Origin of the sequence: Paenibacillus sp. FSL H8-0332, assembly GCF_037963835.1 — a bacterium.
Taxonomy (GTDB): domain Bacteria; phylum Bacillota; class Bacilli; order Paenibacillales; family Paenibacillaceae; genus Paenibacillus_AQ; species Paenibacillus_AQ rhizoplanae.
The window spans coordinates 2,644,971-2,665,736 of the sequence record NZ_CP150145.1 but is presented as its reverse complement, the minus strand read 5'-3'; the positions used below and the strand labels follow the sequence as shown (position 1 = coordinate 2,665,736).

At 48.0% G+C, this 20,766-nt stretch carries 25 protein-coding genes; 1 reads left to right on the top strand and 24 read right to left on the bottom strand.

Annotated features, from left to right (window positions below; translation table 11 throughout):
* Positions 1-149: 149 nt before the first annotated feature.
* From NST43_RS11360 to NST43_RS11325, 8 genes are all read right to left on the bottom strand, one after another.
* Positions 150-815: a DUF4085 family protein gene (locus tag NST43_RS11360; RefSeq protein WP_339224509.1), complete on the bottom strand. Its 666-nt coding sequence runs from the start codon at positions 813-815 to the stop codon at positions 150-152.
* Between the two features lie 30 nt (positions 816-845).
* On the bottom strand, positions 846-1,241 hold the full coding sequence (locus tag NST43_RS11355) for a hypothetical protein (RefSeq protein ID WP_339224508.1): 396 nt from the start codon (positions 1,239-1,241) through the stop codon (positions 846-848).
* Between the two features lie 435 nt (positions 1,242-1,676).
* On the bottom strand, positions 1,677-2,099 hold the full coding sequence (locus NST43_RS11350) for an Rrf2 family transcriptional regulator (RefSeq protein WP_036695058.1): 423 nt from the start codon (positions 2,097-2,099) through the stop codon (positions 1,677-1,679).
* Between the two features lie 107 nt (positions 2,100-2,206).
* Positions 2,207-2,566: a carboxymuconolactone decarboxylase family protein gene (locus NST43_RS11345; RefSeq protein WP_339224506.1), complete on the bottom strand. Its 360-nt coding sequence runs from the start codon at positions 2,564-2,566 to the stop codon at positions 2,207-2,209.
* Positions 2,567-2,647: 81 nt separating this feature from the next.
* Entirely contained in the window at positions 2,648-3,394 is a 747-nt protein-coding gene (gene map, locus NST43_RS11340; protein WP_339224504.1) for a type I methionyl aminopeptidase, read from the bottom strand.
* A gap of 96 nt (positions 3,395-3,490) precedes the next feature.
* Positions 3,491-4,120, bottom strand: a complete 630-nt coding sequence (locus NST43_RS11335; RefSeq protein WP_339224502.1) for an SGNH/GDSL hydrolase family protein — start codon at positions 4,118-4,120, stop codon at positions 3,491-3,493.
* Positions 4,121-4,280: 160 nt separating this feature from the next.
* A complete protein-coding gene (locus NST43_RS11330; RefSeq protein ID WP_339224500.1) occupies positions 4,281-5,459 on the bottom strand; it encodes an NAD(P)/FAD-dependent oxidoreductase in 1,179 nt (392 codons plus the stop codon).
* A gap of 36 nt (positions 5,460-5,495) precedes the next feature.
* Positions 5,496-5,933, bottom strand: coding sequence for a DUF1641 domain-containing protein (locus tag NST43_RS11325; protein ID WP_209985231.1), 438 nt, complete (start codon positions 5,931-5,933; stop codon positions 5,496-5,498).
* Between the two features lie 323 nt (positions 5,934-6,256).
* Between NST43_RS11325 and NST43_RS11320 the strand changes: the two genes are divergently transcribed.
* A complete protein-coding gene (locus tag NST43_RS11320) occupies positions 6,257-6,874 on the top strand; it encodes a nitroreductase family protein (RefSeq protein WP_339224498.1) in 618 nt (205 codons plus the stop codon).
* A gap of 89 nt (positions 6,875-6,963) precedes the next feature.
* Here the strand turns inward: NST43_RS11320 and NST43_RS11315 are convergent, their stop codons facing one another.
* The 16 genes from NST43_RS11315 to NST43_RS11240 form a co-directional block, all read right to left on the bottom strand.
* Positions 6,964-7,587 (bottom strand): hypothetical protein, encoded by a 624-nt coding sequence (locus NST43_RS11315; RefSeq protein ID WP_339224496.1) that lies wholly within the window; start codon positions 7,585-7,587, stop codon positions 6,964-6,966.
* A gap of 621 nt (positions 7,588-8,208) precedes the next feature.
* Complete coding sequence (locus NST43_RS11310; protein WP_209992232.1) at positions 8,209-9,201, bottom strand: hypothetical protein; 993 nt, start codon at positions 9,199-9,201, stop codon at positions 8,209-8,211.
* A complete protein-coding gene (locus NST43_RS11305) occupies positions 9,180-9,773 on the bottom strand; it encodes a sigma-70 family RNA polymerase sigma factor (protein WP_339224494.1) in 594 nt (197 codons plus the stop codon). Before NST43_RS11305 ends, NST43_RS11310 begins: the two co-directional genes overlap by 22 nt.
* Before the next feature lie 177 nt (positions 9,774-9,950).
* Positions 9,951-13,328, bottom strand: coding sequence for a X2-like carbohydrate binding domain-containing protein (locus tag NST43_RS11300; protein WP_339224493.1), 3,378 nt, complete (start codon positions 13,326-13,328; stop codon positions 9,951-9,953).
* A 195-nt stretch (positions 13,329-13,523) separates the two neighbouring features.
* On the bottom strand, positions 13,524-13,751 hold the full coding sequence (locus NST43_RS11295; RefSeq protein ID WP_339224491.1) for a hypothetical protein: 228 nt from the start codon (positions 13,749-13,751) through the stop codon (positions 13,524-13,526).
* An 18-nt stretch (positions 13,752-13,769) separates the two neighbouring features.
* A complete protein-coding gene (locus tag NST43_RS11290; protein WP_339224489.1) occupies positions 13,770-14,294 on the bottom strand; it encodes a hypothetical protein in 525 nt (174 codons plus the stop codon).
* Positions 14,295-14,314: 20 nt separating this feature from the next.
* The gene (locus NST43_RS11285) at positions 14,315-14,635 is read right to left on the bottom strand and encodes a hypothetical protein (protein ID WP_339224487.1); all 321 of its coding nucleotides are present in this window, start codon (positions 14,633-14,635) and stop codon (positions 14,315-14,317) included.
* A gap of 25 nt (positions 14,636-14,660) precedes the next feature.
* Positions 14,661-15,053: an Imm8 family immunity protein gene (locus tag NST43_RS11280; protein ID WP_339224485.1), complete on the bottom strand. Its 393-nt coding sequence runs from the start codon at positions 15,051-15,053 to the stop codon at positions 14,661-14,663.
* 12 nt (positions 15,054-15,065) lie between these two features.
* Positions 15,066-15,569: a hypothetical protein gene (locus NST43_RS11275; protein WP_339224483.1), complete on the bottom strand. Its 504-nt coding sequence runs from the start codon at positions 15,567-15,569 to the stop codon at positions 15,066-15,068.
* A 127-nt stretch (positions 15,570-15,696) separates the two neighbouring features.
* Positions 15,697-16,014: a hypothetical protein gene (locus tag NST43_RS11270; protein WP_209992239.1), complete on the bottom strand. Its 318-nt coding sequence runs from the start codon at positions 16,012-16,014 to the stop codon at positions 15,697-15,699.
* A gap of 194 nt (positions 16,015-16,208) precedes the next feature.
* Positions 16,209-16,844: a hypothetical protein gene (locus tag NST43_RS11265; protein WP_339224481.1), complete on the bottom strand. Its 636-nt coding sequence runs from the start codon at positions 16,842-16,844 to the stop codon at positions 16,209-16,211.
* 140 nt (positions 16,845-16,984) lie between these two features.
* Complete coding sequence (locus NST43_RS11260) at positions 16,985-17,410, bottom strand: hypothetical protein (protein ID WP_339224479.1); 426 nt, start codon at positions 17,408-17,410, stop codon at positions 16,985-16,987.
* Positions 17,411-17,589: 179 nt separating this feature from the next.
* Positions 17,590-17,928: a hypothetical protein gene (locus NST43_RS11255; protein WP_339224477.1), complete on the bottom strand. Its 339-nt coding sequence runs from the start codon at positions 17,926-17,928 to the stop codon at positions 17,590-17,592.
* Positions 17,929-18,201: 273 nt separating this feature from the next.
* Positions 18,202-18,852, bottom strand: a complete 651-nt coding sequence (locus tag NST43_RS11250; protein ID WP_339225394.1) for a DUF1775 domain-containing protein — start codon at positions 18,850-18,852, stop codon at positions 18,202-18,204.
* Between the two features lie 67 nt (positions 18,853-18,919).
* The gene (locus tag NST43_RS11245) at positions 18,920-19,585 is read right to left on the bottom strand and encodes a response regulator transcription factor (protein WP_339224475.1); all 666 of its coding nucleotides are present in this window, start codon (positions 19,583-19,585) and stop codon (positions 18,920-18,922) included.
* Positions 19,554-20,426, bottom strand: coding sequence for a histidine kinase (locus NST43_RS11240; RefSeq protein ID WP_339224473.1), 873 nt, complete (start codon positions 20,424-20,426; stop codon positions 19,554-19,556). Before NST43_RS11240 ends, NST43_RS11245 begins: the two co-directional genes overlap by 32 nt.
* Positions 20,427-20,766: the final 340 nt, after the last annotated feature.

Below are 20,766 nucleotides of genomic sequence, written 5' to 3'. Positions count from 1 at the left end.
GTCCATGTAAAGGTAATTTCAATTTCTGTTACACATTAACTTACTTAAGTATAGTTGCGATCTATATGTTTGTCAATTACTTTTACAATACACATCATGACCAACAAAAAAGCCCAGCCACCAGGCCAGACTCCGAAGCAGTCATTCTGTTATTTAGGTTCACCAAGGATTTCTACCGATACATTCTGTGCTGTAATTCTTAGTTCACTCGGCGGGGAACCCATCAGAACCCGTAGCTCGAATCCCTGCTCCACGGCATAGATCTCGTCATACAGCCAATATTTCTTCTCCAGCGGTTCCGGCAAGCACAGTCCGCTCACACCGCTGAACGTTAGCTTAATCTCACACTGGTAATGCATCGCCCCGCCGCAGTCCAGAATCATCTCCAATACACCTTCTGAAGGCATGGTATAGGAGATTACTCTGGCATCATGCAGATTATTCTCTACTAGTTGTACGGCATTGGCAGGGAGTTTATCCTTAATAGCTTCATAGCCTTTGCGGTATTCTCTGAAATTTGCTTGCAGCCGTTCGTCATACTCCCTACTCCACTGTAACGCCCGTTCCTTGAACTCAGACGCAGGATAGGTGGAATTTATGGTTCCGTCATGTATCGAAGCGTGGAAGTACCCGGGTAGGTATTTCAGCAGATCTTTTTTCATATGTTCCAGAAAATCCTTGGCCCGCTCCTCATAGCTGATCCCTTCTGCCACATGCCAGGCCACATCTTCCAGCCAGTCCTGCTCTGTCTCCGGGAAGACCATGAACCCGCGCACCTGCATTTCTTCATACCAGGGTATAGTAAAAAACTTCATTCTGCCGTCCCCTCCACTCTATTTCGATCCTTATTTACCAGCTAGCTTCTCCCCCAGATATACCCTGTGCTCCTGCGAAGCCGCCAGAATCCAGACCGTCAACTGCTGCTTATTGAACAGGAACTTGTTGTCTATTCTGAGATAAGGGAGCTTCGCCCCCTCGAAAGGTCCGTCATTACGCAACATTGCATTCTCCGCCTTCATAATATTCTTCACCTGATCTTCACTCAGACGCAGGAACTGCGCAGTCTCTGCAAGTGTCATTAACGGATGGTCCTCAGAATGCGTTCCACTCTGTGCTCCAGTAGGTGTCTGCTGCTGTAGCTCATAACCCGCTCTAAGCCGGTCGCCGATTACAAAGCTGCTGGCAACCAGACACAAGCCCAAAATTAGGGCAGCTCCCAGGATGGTGTATTGATTCTTCATGGACAGCATCTCCTTATATGTATGCTTAGAATTATTTAGTATAAATCCAACCATTGTGGCATCGCTATCCCTGTTGTCCCTATCATATATGTGTCAGTCTAATTCAAAGAGATTGAAGTGTAAAGTTAGTGTCAAACAGCTACGACTCAAAAAAGTGGCCCCGCCGGTAACCGGCAGGGCCAAAGTCTATTGTAAGGGGGTCATGGGTCTACTATACTGAGCGAAGCTTAATGCCAGATGAAAAACACATAAAGGTTTAATGAAAATGATTGAATATATCCAGTAGCAAAAAGAAAGACCCTGCCGAGGCACGGCGGGGTCTTCCATAAATGGTTCCACTGGGGGGTGGAGAACTTCACTATACTCCCCGAACCTTAAAAAAACATAAACCGGGGCTGAAGGTTTCCTTAAATTTACTTACATCAGATTCCTCTCTCAAGCCACAGGAATCTGATGTACGATCTGATCCAGGGTGACCTCCTGCAGTACATTCTCCATCGCCTTCTGCGCAAGAGAGAACACTGGAACAATAGCGCCTGCAATGTTCTTGCCTACCGGACACTCCGGGTTCGGATGCTCATGGACAGAAAACAGAGAGTCCTCTTCCACCGCATTCACCGCTTTATAAATCTGCAGCAGCGTAATATCAGCTGCACTGCGGGCAAGCTTCGCTCCGGCCACACCGGGACGGACCTCCACCAGTCCGGCTTTATTCAGCATACCCGTAAGGCGGCGTATTACCACCGGATTTGTATTCACGCTGCCGGCGATCCATTCGGAGGTGCTTTTGCCGTCTTTATTGCTGTCAATTAAGGTTAGAATATGAATAGCCACCGCAAACCGCGTGCTGATGTTCATGTCAATCACTCCTTCACACTGGCCGGAAAACTTCCGCCAGATGCAACTATAATAGTTACATTTCGAGCAATTGTCAATCCCGTGGGGAGTTTACTGACAGCAAGCCGCTATTCACTGTCATACGCCTGCAAAGCCACCGGCAGGGCCTGAATCACCACATTGCCTACTGCCGGAAGGGGCAGCAGCACTGCGCTGATGATCTCATCTCGGGTTGCGCCGAGCGCTTTGGCATGCTTGACATGAAAGGGCAGCCCACTCTCCAGCCTAACCGCCGCGAGTACGGAAATATAAGCAATCTCCTCGGTTTTAGCATCCAGACTGCTTGCGGCATCCAGTTTCTTCACAATTTCGCCAAGGGCCTTTTGCTGCTCCGGCGCTTCCTTCATAAACGTCATAAAGGCTTGACTGACTTGCGATACATTATCCACTTTAATAAACCCTCCGATTTTGGAAAAAGATTCTTGCATTCCATATCATAACATCATCTTTAGTATGAGGGTTTCTTGCGTAATGCATACATTACAACTGTTAAATATTCCTATATATCTTCAAGCACTGGTCAAAATAATCGGCTTGCCCTTGGTGACCACAATCGTATGCTCAAACTGGGCTACGCGGCTGTTGTCGGCAACGCTGAGTGTCCAGCCATCCGGCTGCTGCTCTACAAAATCAGTGCCTGTGGACAGAAACGGCTCGATGGTTATGACCTGGCCTTCTTTCAGCACCGTCGTTACACGCGGATTATAGAAGGGCAGAATCTCAAACGGCTTCTCATGCAACGCTTTGCCGATGCCGTGGCTGCACAGGTTACGCACGACTTTATAGCCGCGCTTCCGTGCTTCCGACTCCATAACCCGGCCGATCTCGTTAACCTTCATGCCTGCCCGGAGGTGATTAATCACGCTCATCATGGTCTCTTCCGTACTCCGGCAGAGGTGGATCAGCTTCTCATTATATGGAGGCAGTTGAAACGATACCCCGGCATCGCCAAAATAACCGTTCAGCTCGGCAGAGACATCAATATTAATCAGATCTCCGGCCTGAATCACACGTTGCCCCGGAATTCCATGCGCCACTTCTTCATTGACACTGATACAGGTCGTTCCAGGGAAGTTGTAGGTTACCTTTGGAGCAGATTTTGCGCCAAAATGGTTCAGAATCTTCGCCCCCACTTCATCCAGCTCCGCAGTCGTCATTCCGGGAACTACACTTTTCTTCATCTCCGCGATGGTGTGGCCCACCACTGCACCCGCCGCCTTCAGTCCTTGCATATCCTGGAGCGTCTCGCTCGTCATCCCTGCTCACATTCCTCTCGTTATCAAAGCTTCACCTTGAGTATGTATCCTACAAGTATAACAGCCTTGTTACGCAGAGTGAAATCAACGTATATCTTAGCTTATTGCACCTACGGCCTTCATCCAGGCATCGGCGATTAAGGCATGTCCTGCAGGCGAAGGATGCACGCCATCCCCCGCCCAGAAGGCAGGTTCAGCCTTGACAGATGCCGCTGCGAACAGACCATCCAGCGGCACGAGCACAGCGCCGTATTCACGGGCCAGCTCACGCACGACATGAATTTTCGGGTCCAAATCCTGACGCCAGCCCTTGCGGTCTTCCGGCACCGGCAATACGAACGGCTCCACCAGCACCAGCTTGGCATCCAGATGCTGCTTGGTACGTTCAATCAGATCCCGGTAGGACGACTCGAATTCCGCCGCTGTAGTCTCCTGCCCGGAATCATACCACCGCCAGGTATCATTTATTCCAATATAAATAGACACCCAGGTTGGCTTCAGCGCAAGACAATCCCTCTCCCAGCGCTCCTGCAGATCGACCGCCCGGTTGCCGCTGATTCCGCGGTTCAGGAACGTAAGATTCTTCTCCGCATACTGAAGGCCAAGCCGGGCGCCAGCCATCAGCGCGTAACCTACACCCAGCGATGAGGCATCGGCGTAATTGCGTCCACAATCTGTGATACTATCCCCCTGAAACAGGATGATATCGTTCTTTTGAAATGGCATGCCTGAAATCCTCCTATGAACACATTTGTAGTATGTAAACATGATCATTATAGCAAATAGACTTTCCTGCGGACACGTTTTCATTGAAAATTATTCCTAAAATCAGAAATCCCCCTAAGACTGCCATATGACAGCCCCAGGGGGATCTTAGTATAAAAAATTAATAGGCCAGGCTGAACAAGCCATGGATATGAGTCAAGTAACGGATATTGCTGGCTTCCTTCATCAGCGTGGCCGGCAGCCCCTTCAGCGGAGTGGAGTTACCGCCAACAATGGCTACTCCGTCTTTGCGTCCCAGGCTGGCGAGTGTACCGGAATTTACCGGGCTGAAGGTCTCCTGCGGTTTATCATTAAGATAAGCGAACAGATTGTAGCCAATCAGCTCACCCATCTGCCAGGCGATCTGTGCCGTTGGCGGATAAGGACGGCCATCCGGCGCGAAAACAACGGCGCTATCCCCGGCTACAAATACATTTGCGTGTGAAGTCGACTGCAGGAACTCATTTACCGTGGCCCGGCCGCGGTTGACTTCAAGACCCGATTCACCAACCAGCGGATTGCCCTGCACCCCGCCGGTCCAGACGAAGGTGTTCGCCACAATCTGCTGCCCATCCTTCAGATCAATCGTATTGTCGGCTACCTTCGTAACCGGAAGACCAGTCAGGAACTGAACCCCGCGCTTCTCCAGGCTGGCCGTAGCACGCTCAATCAGATGTTCCGGCAGGACAGGGAGAATCTTCGGACCCGCTTCAACAAGCAAAAGCTTGATCTCAGCAGGATTCACTCCATATTGCTTCGTCAGCTTAGGCAGAATGTCGGCAATTTCGCCTACCAGCTCTACGCCGGTCAGTCCGCCGCCGCCGATCAGAATCGTAGCATCTGCCGCGTTTCGTGTTTTGGAGTAGTCACGAATCCGGTCTTCAATGTGCCGGCGAATCCGGAGCGCATCTGCTGCTGATTTCAGCACCATGCTGTACTCTTCAAGTCCCGGAATACCAAAGTACGCGGTGGTACTGCCCAGTCCAACAACGAGAGCATCATAGGTCAGCATGACGCCGTCCGAGAGAATAACCTGCTTGTTCTCAGCGGAGAACGAATTGACCTTGGCAATTTTCAGATCAATATCCTTACCGGTGAACAGCTTCGCAAGCGGCATGGCAACCGCCTGTTCAGATGCACTGCCCGCTGCAAGCCTGTGCAATTCTGTAATAATCTGGTGAGTTGGATACTGATTGACTACCGTAATTTTGGCTTCCGCTTTGCTCATATATTTACGTACGGTTAAGGCACTTAGCAGCCCGCCGTAGCCTGCACCTAGAATTACTATATGTTTTGACATGATATTTCCTCCATCCGTACAATTAAGTATTACGGGCTATTTACCCGATTGACGTTCACCGCTGACTTGCAGATAGGCATTCATGAACCGGAGAGCCTTCTGTACCTGCGGGTCCTTGATCATCTTCATCATGCCGAACAGGCTGATCGTTTCGCTGCTTGCATCTGCGCGGTCTTTCGCTTCAATGACTGTGGCCGCCAGATTCTTGGCAGTGCCCACCACAGGACCCGCCATTTCCTTGATCGCACCGACCGTATCATTTTTGAGTACTTCATCCGTAGCAACCGACTGCACAAACTCTAGTGATTTGGACAAAATACTAACCATTTCTGTGATCTGCGGCAGCTGTTCGACCAGATTAATCAGAGATTGCTGAACCTCCGGCTTCAAAAGCTCTTTCAGCACATCCTCTCTGGGAGGGGCTGCTTCAGGTATTTCTTGTTCAGGCAGGGATTGAGTAACAGTTTCTGACATATCGAAGTCTCCTTTAACAAATGGTATGCTTGCACAATTACATCCAATAAAACAATGTGACTATTATAACACTCTATTTGTTATTATTGTCACAATCTTTTTGCCTTTGCAACCTATTTTTGTGATTTTTATCACTTCCTCATCGGTTTTATCGAACTCGACCGTTTAATCAGGTTAAATTTACAAATTATTATGTTTTTCCTCATTGACGTATACAGAGAGTCGTGATATCTTAAGCAAGTAACTAAATGTAAGTTTATTAATTAATATCAGCAATTTATTATAACTAAGCAACATACATAATTAGATGGAGGTAATGACTTATGAGTACTTTTTCCGAATTGGTGCAGTCCCGCAGATCAGCTAATAATTTCTTGGAAGGTGTTACAATTCCGCAGAGCGAACTTGAAGAGATGTTCTCCCTGGCCCGTCTGGCTCCCTCGGCTTATAATCTTCAGCACACGCATTACAAGGTAATCAGCGATAATACCGTGAAGGAAGCCATCCGCAATGATGCGTATGGTCAATACAAGATCCACACTGCATCGGCTGTTATTGCGGTGCTGGGTGACAAGAATGCCTATCTGCAGGCTCCCGAAATCTATAGCGGGCTTAAGCTGCTGGGAGCGATGAGCGAGGATGCATACGAGCAAACCATTCAATCCATCAACGATGCTTATACCGGGAACGATGCGTTCCAGCGGGATGAAGCGATCCGCAATGCTTCTCTGTCGGCGATGCAGTTCATGCTGATTGCCAAGGATAAGGGCTGGGATACCTGCCCGATGATCGGCTTCAATCCGGAGGCTGTCAAGGCTACCCTCGGTCTCGGCGACCATATGGTTCCGGTGATGCTGATTACGATCGGCAAGGATAACCAGCACAAGATCAGACCGCGCGGATACCGCAAGCCGGTTAATGAGTTTGTGGAATTTATCTAATACAATAACTCTTTCTCTTTTAAAAAGGGTCTTCCGGCTAATTCGCCGAAAGACCCTTTTTGTATCCTGCCGTATTGTTAATTTCGCACTCACCGGGCATACTGCAAAATCGCCACAGCCGCACGCTCCTGCCGCTCTACATCCGTGCTGTTCAAGGCTGCCTTCAGGACAGCCAGCGCCTGCGCTACTGTAGCTTCATCCACCTGAACCGGACAGGCCCCGGCGGCACTTCCGCTATCCCCGGCCTGATTCTCTAGCCAAAGATCCATTCGTGCTGCGGGCAGCACTCCTGAATAGACTGTTATTCTACTGTCAGATGCAAGCAGCTCTGTTGCAGCCGGATTAACCACAGCGAGGGGCAGACTCTTCAGCCAGGTAACTCCGCGCCGGTGGGCTGTGCTATCCTCTGTGCCGCTATGCCGGGTATCATAGAAGTAATCGCCAAGGTCCCCGAGGTACACCCACTCTTCATCGGCGATCAGCACATAATCCCCATCCTGCATCGCATTGACGAAGATATCCAGGGTATGGGTTGCCCCCTCCAGCTCCTGCCCGTGATAGCCGGTGGCAGCCAGCTTGCTGCTGATCTCTTCTCTGCTGTGCTGCTCCAGATCACCCGTGCCGGGATAGCCCGCACATATATAATTCTCCTCCAAAAAGGACTTCAGCAGCCCGCTGCCGAGTTCCTCAAGATTAATTCCATACAAGCTCATTTCTGTGTCCTTTCCCTCCAGGCAAGGCTGCCGGAGTGTACGAAGCATTGAAACCATTCTTTCCATTATACAGCAAAGGCTGTGGAATTTGAATTCATCAGATTCTACGTAAAATACAGAATAACAGCGCTTACAAGACAATTCCTCAAATAGAAAGGGTATATTTAAAAATTTCGGCTTTTTACTATTCTCCACACGGACGGTATAATTCAGGTATCAGCTCAAGGAAACAGACACTGCAGGAAGAACATAGGCCAGGGCAGAATCTCTGGCAGCTAATCTTAAGCAGCGCTCCTCCTTGTGACTGAGACTATATCTTTGATCCTGGCATTCCCGCCTTAAGTGAGTCCCTGCACGAAACGGTATGAGCTTCTTAAAGCTCACTGGCTTCTTAGGCCCCATCCTATCGTGGTAAGCGGATCAGTTTTGAGCAGTTTGAATGTGCAGGATAGGCAAATACACTGCCGCCTCGGACCATTTCTACCCGGCTGAGTACAAAGGATAGGATAAGGAGTCTGAGACTAACATGGGTATAGTGGTAACCATATAAACCTCTATTGTTGATGTACTGATCAACAATAGAGGTTTATATGTGTTGCGGGGACTTAGCGCCGCTCTAGGTTAACGCAGGCCTTCAGCCACTTGTAGCAGCATCTCTCTGGTGACTTCAGCCGATCCGGTCCCTACCTCATGCATTATATTTCTCTCCTCGTTCTCCCGCAGCTCAATCCAGCGGATGTAAGCATAATAGCCATTGCTGTTATTCTCATATGCTTGGTGAATCTCCACATACAAGGCCTCTTCAGAACCTACCTTCAGATGCTCAACCTTTGTATCCGCCCAAACATCAGACATTAGCTGTGCCCACGGAGTAAGCGGGGAATAGGTAACGGAGATGAAATCATTCTCTCCCTTAGGACCTTGATATACCAGCTCAGGACTTACCGTCCCGGCCAGCTGGTTGGGTACATTGAAGCTCTTGATCCAGGCATAATGCTCACCGGGCTTCAGCCGTTTGGTTAGAACATTGGTGTATTTTTTAACCCAGGAATCATCAGTAATGCCCACCTTACTGTCGGATCTTCCTTCGGCAAAATGATATCCTTCCGGCAATCTGCCCGGCACGCTCAGCTTACCAGCGACAGGCTCTATAGCCTTCCTCCAGCTCTCGATATCCTTGAATATCTGCGGACGGTTAATCATACGGAGCTCTTTCATTCCGTTTGGCCTGGCAATTAACAGCATAGCCGATTCATTCACTCCAAGTTGAGACTGAATATCCGCAATCATCCGCCGGGTATTGTTGCCAAAGGCTGCAGATTCATTCCCTTCCTGCTGAATGTTCACTTCCAGCCTGGTGGCTCCATAGGTAACCTGCCATAGCCGCTCCGCACCATAGACCACGCCGCCGAATAGCATCAGTCCGCAGAGTACCAGGGCGATCCTCGCTGTCCCGCGCACGCGCACGGGCCTCCCGGTTAGAGTATTCCCTCTCTGTTGCGGCTGATGGAATTGCTCAAAGCTCGCTGCTAACCGCTGCTCCAGCGGCTCCGGCATCGTTGTATGTTGTTTATACCTGTTGACCTTCTGTTTCAGTTGACTTTCGGCAGACATGTCCATTCCCCCTTCATCTCCTCTTCCTCCGTAAAATCCGCTTGCTGCCGCAGCTTACGCAGCGCCTTATGGTGCCTGGATTTGGCGGTTCCCAGCGGTATGTCCAGGGCAGTGGCAATCTCGTCATAGCTGCATTCCCCATAGTAACGCAGGACAATTACGCTACGGAGCTTAGGCGGCAGTCCGCTGACCAGCTGCATCAGCTCTCCCTGCTGTTCCTGGACCAGAAGCTGCGCGTCCGCCCCCGGATACAGACTCTCAGCTGCATGCTCCCGGCTGCGGTTCATGAGCCGCAGCCTGCGCCAGCTCCTCCGCTTCCAATTGCTGCATTGTCTCACAATCATTCCGTTCAACCATGCCCCGAATGGCCGCTTGCCATCATACTTCGACAGACTGCGGAACAGTTCGATGTAGATTTCATTGACTACATCGGCCACATCCGCCTGACGGTTAACCAGTAGACAGACCGTCCCGTATACCTGCTGCCTAATGGTATTATGTAGTAAGGTGAATGCTTCTTTATCTCCTTGTTCCAGCCTTTGCAGACAATCCCGAAGCTCTTCTTCTGTCATCTTCCTCTCCCCTCTCTATATTGCTTACACTCTATATTGGTCCGCTGCCGGCGGAAGGTTCCCTTGATATGCAATTTATTACATCCTGACATATCAAAAACCGGCTGCCCATGAGTTTCGTCATGTGCAACCGGTGATTCTGCTGCTGCCGGAAACTGCCCGGAGATGATTTACAGCTTACAAGGGCTCATTCCCCCATACCAGACTGCCGGAGATGTAAGCCGGAAGCTTAGCCCAATCCGCAGGAGCAGTGCCAGCTGGATTGAAGGAAAAATCGCCGGTCTGGGAGTAATTGCTCCAATCTGCCTTGGAGGCCCGCATCTGGATATCGATACTGGCTCCCGGAGCAAGCGAGCCTGCTGCTGCTGTGAAGCCCAGCTCCAGGTAATGATCCGATCCGCTCAAGGCTGACGGAAGCTTCACGAACGTCCCTGTAACATTGGCGCTTCCTACCTGGGACCAGTCACAGAAGAAATTCTGGGCCTGCTCGCCATCACTGGTGTAATAATATCTGAGCTTCACATCAGATAGTGAGACTGCCGCTGTGCCGGTATTCACCAGCTTGATCCGCGGGCTGAGGGCATTGACATCATTAGCCGTGCTGCTATTGAACATCTGGACCTTCAGACCGCCGTCCACCGGCGCTGTCGTATCTGTCACCGTGACCGCCAGGCTCTGCGGTGCGCCTGCACTGAACTGGAAGCTCAGCGTGGTTGTTCCCACAGCCTGTGCTGCCAGATACGCCTTGTGGATCGTCACAGCTGATCCGCTCACCGTATAATCCGTTCCGGCGGTTAACGCCGCCGAACCATTTTTAATAGAAGCTAAAGTATTCCCGTTCAAGGTCATCGTCACTTCGATGTCGCTCTGGTTCCCTGTCTTCTTGTCGAAGCTGGCCGTGACTGGTGTTATTGTAGAATCGTTGGCCGTTGATGTCGTATCTGCCACCGTAACCGTTAAGGTCTTCGCAGCTCCGGCACTGAAATGGAAGCTTAGTGTTGTTGCTCCGACCGGCTGTGCCGCCAGATAAGACTTGTGAATCGTCACCGTTGAACCGCTGACTGTATAATCTGTTCCGGCCGTTAACGCCGCAGCCCCATTGGTAATGGAATCCAGGGTATTCCCATTCAAGGTCATCGTTACTGCAATGTCGCTCTGATTCCCCGTCTTCTTATCGAAGCTGGCAGTGACCGGCGTGATGACAGAGCCAGCTGCCGGAGGGTTCACCGGATCAGCATATAAGGTCCCGCGGCCATTAGTCCCGAGATAGACACGGCCATAAATGCGCGGATCTCCTGTAATCGCCATATTGATTCTGGCATACTGATGATTATCATCATTAATCCGCACCCAGCTGGCTCCGGCGTCATCCGAACGGAAGACTCCTCTAACACCATCAATCTGGGCCACCGTATAGAGTGCCATGTAATTCTCACCCGGTGCGGCCTTACCGAACCCGATCAGGTCCGCTTCTTCCACATTGCTCAGCTTCGTGAAGCTGGCACCTGAGTTGGTAGAATGCCATATGCCATACTTATCCTGCGGATGTCCTCCGGCAAACCAGATATCGCCTTCCACGCCCGGCATGGCCTTTAGGCTCACTTGCGCCTGGCTCGGCTGCAGGCCGTTCACGTTATTGGCTGGCAAGCCGGTCGCAGCCGTAGCTGTGAAGGTGGCTCCGCTATCTGTACTGACATAGAGCTTGCCCTCATAGAAGCCATAGAATTTATTCGGATTCACCCGGTCGGATGCTATCTTCGCTCCGGCAGGAATTCCGCTGCTCGCTGTCCAGGAGTTGCCGCCTGACTTGGAGTAAAAGACCCCGATATCCGAGGTGCTCCACAGAAGCGCATTCCCACTGGCAGATACAGCTACCTGCCCCTGCCCTACCGTGGTACTGCCTCCTTTGGAGGGTTCTGCATTCGGCATGTACCAGTTTTTTCCGTTGTCATTCGAGATCCCAATCGACTTACCGTTCGGATATTTCTCTTTGTCCATACCGCCGACACGGACAACATAGGCCGGGTCCAGCTCCGCATAATCGATACTGTTCGTGCTGGACCAGGAAGGGCTGGTCTGGAACTTGACTGGTGCCGCTGTTAGATCCTCATACCGGAAGCCGGACACATCGCCAAGCGCGGTAATCAGATGGGCACCCGCTGGCGGGCTGATCAGACCAAGCACTGCGGTCTCTTCTACCCCTTTGGCCATCACGGATATCTTGACCTTGCCGCCTGTGTCCCAGGCTCCCAAGTTATTCGTACCGTAGATCGTAGCACCTGTGCCGTACATCATCCGGTTCGAGTTGAACGGGTCAATCTCAAGGTCCCCCATCATCCAGCCCATCTTCGGTGCAGGATCAAGCGAGCTCGAAGTCAGCCCAAGATTAAGCCACGGAGCCGCTGTGATATCCATCTCGAACTTGTAGTTACGTTCCGGGTAGCTGCCCCAATCCCAGATCCGGCTCCAGGTCTCCCCGCCATCCTTGCTGCGGAAGATCACCTCGTCCGGCCACCAGGCATTGAGGCTGGCGACCATAAGCGTATTCGGATGCTGGGCATCTAGCGCAAGCCCCCCGAAGCCGTAGAAGTTGTCAGCTCCGGTCGACGGGCTGATGTTTTTCCAGACGCCGCTGGTTGTGTTGTATTTCCAGACCTCACCCTTGCGTCCGTCATACGGCCCGACCCCGTCACTGTAGGTAAGGTACAGATCGCCGGTTGCCGACAGCTCCCCATGATGCGGAAGCAGGCCTACCGGCTGCCCCGGCAGCGCCGACCAGGTTGCTCCTCCATCCGTGCTGCGGAACACACTTTTGGCGGTATCCGCGACTCCGACATAGATCGTCTGGGTAGCTTGTCCGGCAGCGCCCGTGCTTTTATCAAAAGTAATCCAGGACAAGCCCACGATATCACTCTGATACTCATTCCCCGGATTCTGGACATACGTCCCTACGTTAGTGAAGGAGGTAACCTTGGACCAGGTCACCCCGGAATCCGCGCTTCTCCACAGACCGTTCCCGCTCCGCGCCCCGAAGAACAGGATACTGTTCTTATTCGGGTCAATCACCAGCCGTTCCCCGGCTGAACGTCCAGGCATATTGCCGCCAACCTTGAACGGAAGCGCCGTAGACTGCCAGGTATCCCCACGGTCGCTGGAACGCATAATTTGACCATTACCATCCCAGGAATTCGTGTACGTCCCGGTTGCCATATACACCTTGTCCGGATCAACCGGATCGGTAGCCAGCGCATCGACACCATTCTTGTTCCAGTCCGCCCAGCCGACCGAGTCATTCAGCGGAATCCAGCTCCCGTTCGCCTCGTTCCAGCGGTAAGCCCCGCCAATATCCGTCCGTGCATAGATCAGATTCGGTTCCGTCTGGTTGAAAATAATCCCCGGCACAAAACCGCCGCCCGCACCGGTAGCCACACTGTTCCAGCTGTAGTCTTCACTGGCTGCGGCATGGGTTACAGCGGGAGCAACGTTAAACAAAGAGCCTGACATCGCTGTCAGCAGGACGAGTATTCCTAGTCTTCGGATACGTTTTCGACTCATGATCCTTACCTCCCCAAGCATACTTTGGTAACGCTTCCATTATAGAGCAGGTTTCGCCGATGCAGTGAGAGAAAATGGTTGATTATGCGGGAATTTTGTCAGCAATTAGCGCACCATTTTCACACTTGACGAAATTGGGGATAGAGAAGTACACAAAAAAACCTCGCGATCAGCAATCGCAAGGCAGTTCTAGCGCTAGTTCTCCATTGGGGGCGGCAGCACAATCGGCTGATAACCTAGCGCAGCATCTACAATCTCCTCAGGCGTCAGCTCCGGCTCATGCCAGAAGATCAGGTCACTCACGCCGGGGTGAACTACATTCTCCGCTACGCTCTCGAGCCACTCATCCAGCTCCGCCTCTGTTCCTTCGGCGTTCACGATCTTGGTTACGAGTGCGATTAGTTGTTGTCGGGATAGGGACATTTTGGGAGCCTCCTTTGTTTATGGTCTAAATACCCACTTCAGCACATTGTGGCTATTGCGCATCATCTTGTTTGTGTCGGTGTCGTAGTCTACCATCACTTCGACACCTAATGCAGCAACAAGGAAATCATTCACCAGTTCGGAAGATAACAAAATAGCAGATAGTTCATCATAGAAGGGCTGGTTACGTTCGTTCAGCTTATCATCCAGGTAATCTATATGTTGGGTATTGATTGAAATGCTTGTTTCATAGACTTCTTCCGACTTGCTCAAAAACACTACAAACCTGTTCAGCTTGGCCTCTCCTTGTATCCAAATAATTCTTCCTTTCTCAAGAAGAGCGGCAAAAGGGTCTGCCAGCGCTCCCTGAATCGTGTGGGTTCTCGCATCTTCATATTCCCAGTTTCTTATCGATTCGATATGATTGATTGTAGGCTTGAAACCTTGGTCTTGGAGAATTCTGAGCAACTTATCGTAGTCAATAATGTCTCGGGAATATAGGACTATGTTGAAGTTAGCGGCTATGGGTGTCACCTCGCTCAATATCGGATACTCTTTTCCTTTTATTTAAAACTTAATCCATCGTCTATAATTTCTCCATTCAAATTTTGAAGAAGATAATATTCAGCGAAAAATCTCTCCATAAAAATTACGTTTAAAGTAGTATTCACATATTCAATTGGGTTATCAAACCTATAGTTTATAACAAGGGAAATTTTCTCTTTCTCTAATATTATTTTTGAAATATTGAAAGTTGTAAAAGCTTCATAGAACTCATCGGGTTCATCAACTTTCCATGAGTTAACATACTTCCAAAAACAATCAATAGCTTTTGGGAAACAATCATATTTCATCTCAAATTCTTTCAACTTATCGGTATCCATATATTAAGTCACTCCTTGTATTGCATTAAATCCCAAGGCTCGATAATATCTCTCTCTCCGTAAAGTAATGAATATTGTCGTATTCCCAGTTCAGATATCGGTTAATAGCTATTGCCGCTTCATCCCATGTAGGACGAATACAATCTTGGAGTATATTATTTATCTCTGACACAAGCAACTCCTCCGAGTAATTTTGAACTATGAAAATCCCTCTTCCATTTAGTATCTTATTTTCACACAGACTGTTTAACACAAATTCTGGAGTCAAGACTTGAAAGTGAAAGCAATCCGAACCTATATCGTTTTCTTCCGCAATATAAGCCGTACCTTTTATTCCATATTGATTTTCAATCAAATCTATACCTTTAAGTACTGGGGTAACCACAACCACACCTCCAGGTGCATCATTTATGATCATTTGATATATATACTACTCTATCTTATTAAGAGGGATTGCTATTTGAGATTTCTCAAAAATTCGCATACTATATGTTTCTCCCACATTCACATTAACGTAGCCTGGAGCAAGATAAAACCTCATAACTTTGGAATCATCATCAACCCAAACTCTATCGCTCGCTTTATACTCCTTTTCACGCTTTATGATTGTTACATTCTTTTCGTGATATCCTATAAAAACGTCGTTTGATAGATGGTAGATGTCCACCCCAACAACATATATTGAAAAAACTGCAAATGTGCACACCAAAAATAACAAAAATCTTTTCCAGCAATTATTTAACTCACTAAGATTTCGAGCGATTGCCAAGGGGAACTCAACAACTACAGCATACAAAGATGCTATTCCACGAACCATTTCAAACAATAATATCCTTCGCTCAAATGAACTATACTTTATGGCTATTGTAGCGATAAGTATATTAAACATAATGATAAATAATACTCTTACTATAGTTCTCTTTTTTATTTTCATTTATTTCCTTTCTAAAGTCAGCATTGATAGTCTGTGAGTATCAATGCCGATTACCCTCCTAATACCTATTCGGAGCTTCTTGATGCTGAAGGGATATTTTAGTTCAAACAATATTACTTAAATCCACTTATTGGTACAAACCATCATTAAAAATCGAAGTAATCGTCATATACAGTTTACTCATAATAGGGTTATCCATAACTTCCTCTTCTTTTCCTGTATTGTTTTCTATTTGACTAGATATGCTGGTATACAAATAAAACAACTCATATGCCATTTTTTTAGATATAACGTCCAGTTCTCTAGAATATGCCTTATATTCATTAAGAAAACCTATTAAAATTTCTATTTGCTCCAGCGGTAGTTCTCTATCTTTTCTCATTTTCACAACAATACTACGAACAATAGCGGATACGTCGCGCTGTATTTCCTCGGATTCTCTCATGGAATCGACCTCATAGTCTCATCAATTTTTTACTAACAGAAACAAGTCCCCATCTTCGTCACCTTCTCGTTGTAGAAAACAATCAGTCCCCATAATAGATGACTTGCAAAATGACGTGAATCAAGATTAATAATAATTGGAGTGCTCCACTAGTAACTTTCGATACTAATGATATAAAGGAGTTGATATGCATTTTAGTCTGTTTTCAATTTTTTCAAAGCTGCAATATAAATCTCAAAGACTTTCTTAAGTTGGTTCTCATATTGATTGCTTGATTTTGCCCATTTAACAAATTGATCTTCATTTGATAATTCTTCTTGTTTTAAATAGTAATCAAACCACATCATAGATATTTTGCAGTATAAAGAAAATTCCGTGAGACTAATTTGCTTGTTCATTAAGATGGAATCAAGTCTTTCTTCTACACGCTTTATAGTTAAATTAATAGTATTGTTCCAACCTACATCATTACTAACACCTCTTTCAAAAAGATGAACTAATATCTCATAATTCAAGATCTCAAAATCATTCTCCTCAAACTTTGAGAAGAATTCTTTCTCAAGAATTCTTATGGACTCGTCCGAAAAACTGCTAAATAAATAATCATAACAGTTAAAATTATCATCAATTGAAAACCAATTTGTTAACTCTTCAACTATAACTAGAATTAACTGTGTTACATGCTGTAGTAAAAATGAGCCCAATTCTTCATGTTCGTCATCATGGAGATGATATAATTCTTTAAAAGCAAATAACAATTGTCTAAATGCTTCTATATCATCGTTTAATGCATTTTGTTTAAGCTCGCTTAAATTGTATCTATCCAGCATTGTTTATACCACCACTTTACATTCAAATTCTCATTAACCAGTCCCCGTAAATTTCAAGGCGACTGGCTGCTTATAATTGCAAGTTTTTTTGATCCCTGTCTCACAAAAAGGATTCAGTCATATGTGGCTTTTCTCGCTTGTTAGTTATTAATACTAATAGAATAATAAGTTGCATGGTCAACCCGTTCTTTACTCCCTTTTAATATAGCATCATCAAAGCTCAGGACTACGTTGTTGGTCTTATTAACTTTTTTGTCTATAAAGATTTGTAGATTGATAGGTTGCTCTGCTTGATATGGAATCAGTTCTTCATAAACAATTTTGTTATCTAACTCAAAAATAAGTCCGCTCATTAAATCAGTTGAACCCTCGTACTTAGCACCTAACGCATTGCTAATATCCTTGCTTGAACTTCCCACCTGAAAAACAAGCACCTTATTCCACTTAAATGAAGTGATTTCTTCAAGGGAAATATCACAAATATCACTAGAGTTACATTTGTCCTCTATGATGAGCTTAATTTGACTACTTAAAGATTTATCATTTTGACATATTAATATTATCAACGTTATAAAAACAAGAAAAAATATCCTAACCCATATTTTCTTTATAAGATAATGATGCATAAACTGCACACTCCATCTACTGTTCAATTTCGAAATATAGCCAAGAGCCATTAAATATTCTTAAATTAGTTTCATTTATCATGAAAGCAGTAAAACGGCTACTGATAAATCTACCTATATTAGTGTATTACAAAAAAATCATCGTCAGGTGTACCATCAAAATTTAAAAGCAGTTGATAGTATCCAACTTCTTTCCCTTTATATCTAATAGGGATTGTAACAATAACATGATTATAGTCACAATTAGGATAGCTGTTACTATAATTTATTGATACTGATTTAATTTCAACTTCAAAATCCCCTCTATCCTCTTCTCCTATGTATGCAGAAAAATAACACATAAATTCATTAGGCTCTTCAATTTTATATTTCTCTAGATTCATCCAAAATCCCTTATATGCTTTTTGTTCAATATCGTGTTCTATAATCCATTTTTTTAATTCTTCAAAATCAAACATTAAGCATCTCCTTTCAGGTACAAACACTTTAACGAATCTGCCGCCTTTTTGCTACCTTTTTTAGGAAATCAACCGACTTGGAATCCAATACTTATTCCCTCACTCTCCGCGCTATCACCAATAGCCATTAGATAAACAACATACTGTACAACAGACAATAGTCCGAGCCGGGGCAGAACTCATACGAAAAACAAAGAACCCCGCAGCAGATGGTGAAATCACATCTGTTGCGGGGTTCTCTCCATACAAGTCAATCCATCCTAATCCTCCAGCCTACTCCGTGCGACCCCGAAGCAAGGCTATCGCTGCCAGCAGGAAGGAGACCAGCGAGATGCCGAGGGTAATGTAGAGCATCGGCGAGGTGCCGGTGCTGGCGCCTTCATTGTCCACAATGGCCTGATGCTCGTCCATGGTCATGGTGCCGGAGCCGGACATGTCTGCGGCACCGTGGCCGTGACCGCCATCGGCGCTGCCGGAGGCTTCAGCGATGGCGGTGATGGAATGCGGGGATTCCGAGCCGGGTTCGCCGGACCATTGCACGAGGCTGCCATCGGCATAGTGCTGATAGGCATCCCAGGCGATATCGCCTGCGGAGTCCGGGTTCTTGGCTGTGAAGTAGAAGCGCTGGAACTGTCCGGCCTGAATGCCGCCATCCTTGGCAATCCAGCTTACTTTATTCCCGTCCACTGTTACCTCCCAGCCGGGAGTGGCTTCGTATTGCTTAAATTCCGCGCCTGCCGGAATCCGCAGATCCACCTGGACGGTGGCGCTTTCTTTTTCAGACGGTACTTTCAGGGTATACGTCTCCCAGGCACCCGTGCTGGACTGGGCTGGACTAACGGTTACGTGGGCGCTCGCCACGGCTGCGAACAACAGTAGTGCGGCGGCTGCCGGTGCGGCCAGTGCTGCTATTTTGCGAAACATTCTATTCAATGAAATCTCCCCTATTCTCTAATAATGGATATTGGGACTGTCTACGCTATCTTAAGCTCTATCTCTTCCCCGGAAAATCCCGCTCCCGCGAAGCCAGTCCCTGCTCCAAGGCGTACCTTGTGAGCTGCGTACGATTCTGAAGCTGAAGCTTCTGCAGAATGTTCTTCAGGTGATTCTTGACCGTATGCTCGGAGATCCCGAGGGTGACGGCAATCTCCTTATTGGTGGACCCGGAGGATACACAGCCCAGTATCTCCTTCTCCCGCGCGGTTAATGCCTCCCTCTCCTCCTTGACGGAGGTGACCGCGAACTCCTTCAGAATCTGAAATGCCAGCTCCCGGCTCAATGGCACCTCTTCACTTACAATTGCCAGCAGATATTCGATCCAGGTAGAGGGGGCCAGGTTCTTCAGGAGATACCCCTGTGCCCCCTGCTTGAGCGCTTCAAACAGATAGGAGATCTCATCCGATACAGTAACGATGACGATCTTCACATACGGATATTCCAGCTTAATGCGCCGCGTGGTCTCCAGACCGTCCATTCCCGGCATTTCGATATCGATCAGGATCAGGTCAGGCATCCATTGCCCGGTCCAGACGATCGCCTCAGCTCCGCTAGCTACCGCGCCAATCACTTCAAACCGTTCATCCAGTCCCACAATCTCGATCATCGCTTCACGTGCATGCGCATGGTCATCGACGATCAGTACCCGGCAGCGTTCCATTCTGCGCACCTCCTTTGGCAATTTCTACAGTGGTTCCGTCCGCTCCTGAGTGAATTTGAAGCGCCCAGCCCATACTACGGGACCGTTCCCTCATAATCTGCAGGCCATAGCTGCCGTTCACCGCAAAAGGATCGTCATGCTGAATCCCGGCACCGTTGTCGGCAATGGTCACGGTCCAATGGAGTTCATTGCCCTGTCCGGACACGGACACCCTGCCTGCACGTGTATGCTTGCGCACATTGATAATCGCTTCACGAATACAGGACAACAGCTCTGCCTGTTCCGCCGGTGTGAGCGCCTGCTCCTCCAGATGCCAGTCCAGCGACACCTCAATCATGACTTCTCCGGCAATTCCGGCCAGTTGCTCCTTAATGGACCGCTCCAGCGAAAAGCTCTCTTCACCGCTGACCGGCACCTTCAGATTGGCAATTGCCTGACGAACATAACGGTTGACCTCATGGACGGTCTTCTTAATCTGATCCACACTGTCCGCGCTGACGCTGCCGTCCTTACGGCTCTGCTCCAGACGGTCAATCCGCACGGAGAGCAGGAACAGGGACTGGGCCATTCCGTCATGCAGCTCCTTGGCCAGAGCCTCCCGCGCTTCCATCGCCCCTGTTGCCGCCCGCTCCTGCTCCAGCTCCCGCTGGTTCCGCTCCATGATCCGAAAGAGCGGCAGCAGCAGAATAATACTGAACATAAAAACCAATACAGGTGTTAAGTAGTTTCCCGTGTCCATGGAAATGTACTGCATCAGGAACTGATGTCTCACCCACTCCCAGATACCCACCATGACCGTTGGAATCAGCAGGATTAGCACTTTAATTCGGGTATACGTCACGGTTCCCTCCCTAATTACTATGGATTACTTTATCATTCCCGGGCATTTCCCGGCATGACTCTTTCGGGCTATACCCACAGATAATTGTTACGAAATTAAGTATTTAAAATGTTAAATAAGAAGCGCTAAAGAAATTAACACAAAGCAAAAGAAACGGAGGGGAAATTTGGAACTGTACGAGCGGTAGCGACCGCCTTTGTCACCGGATTTCAACCGCGAACAGCGGATTGGATGAAGAAATCTGGGGACAACAGCGGCCGGAAGTCCAAATGTTCACCGCAGTGACGATGAAGCTTCAAGTTCAAAAATCTTAAGTGCTTCTTATATAGTCTTACTATCA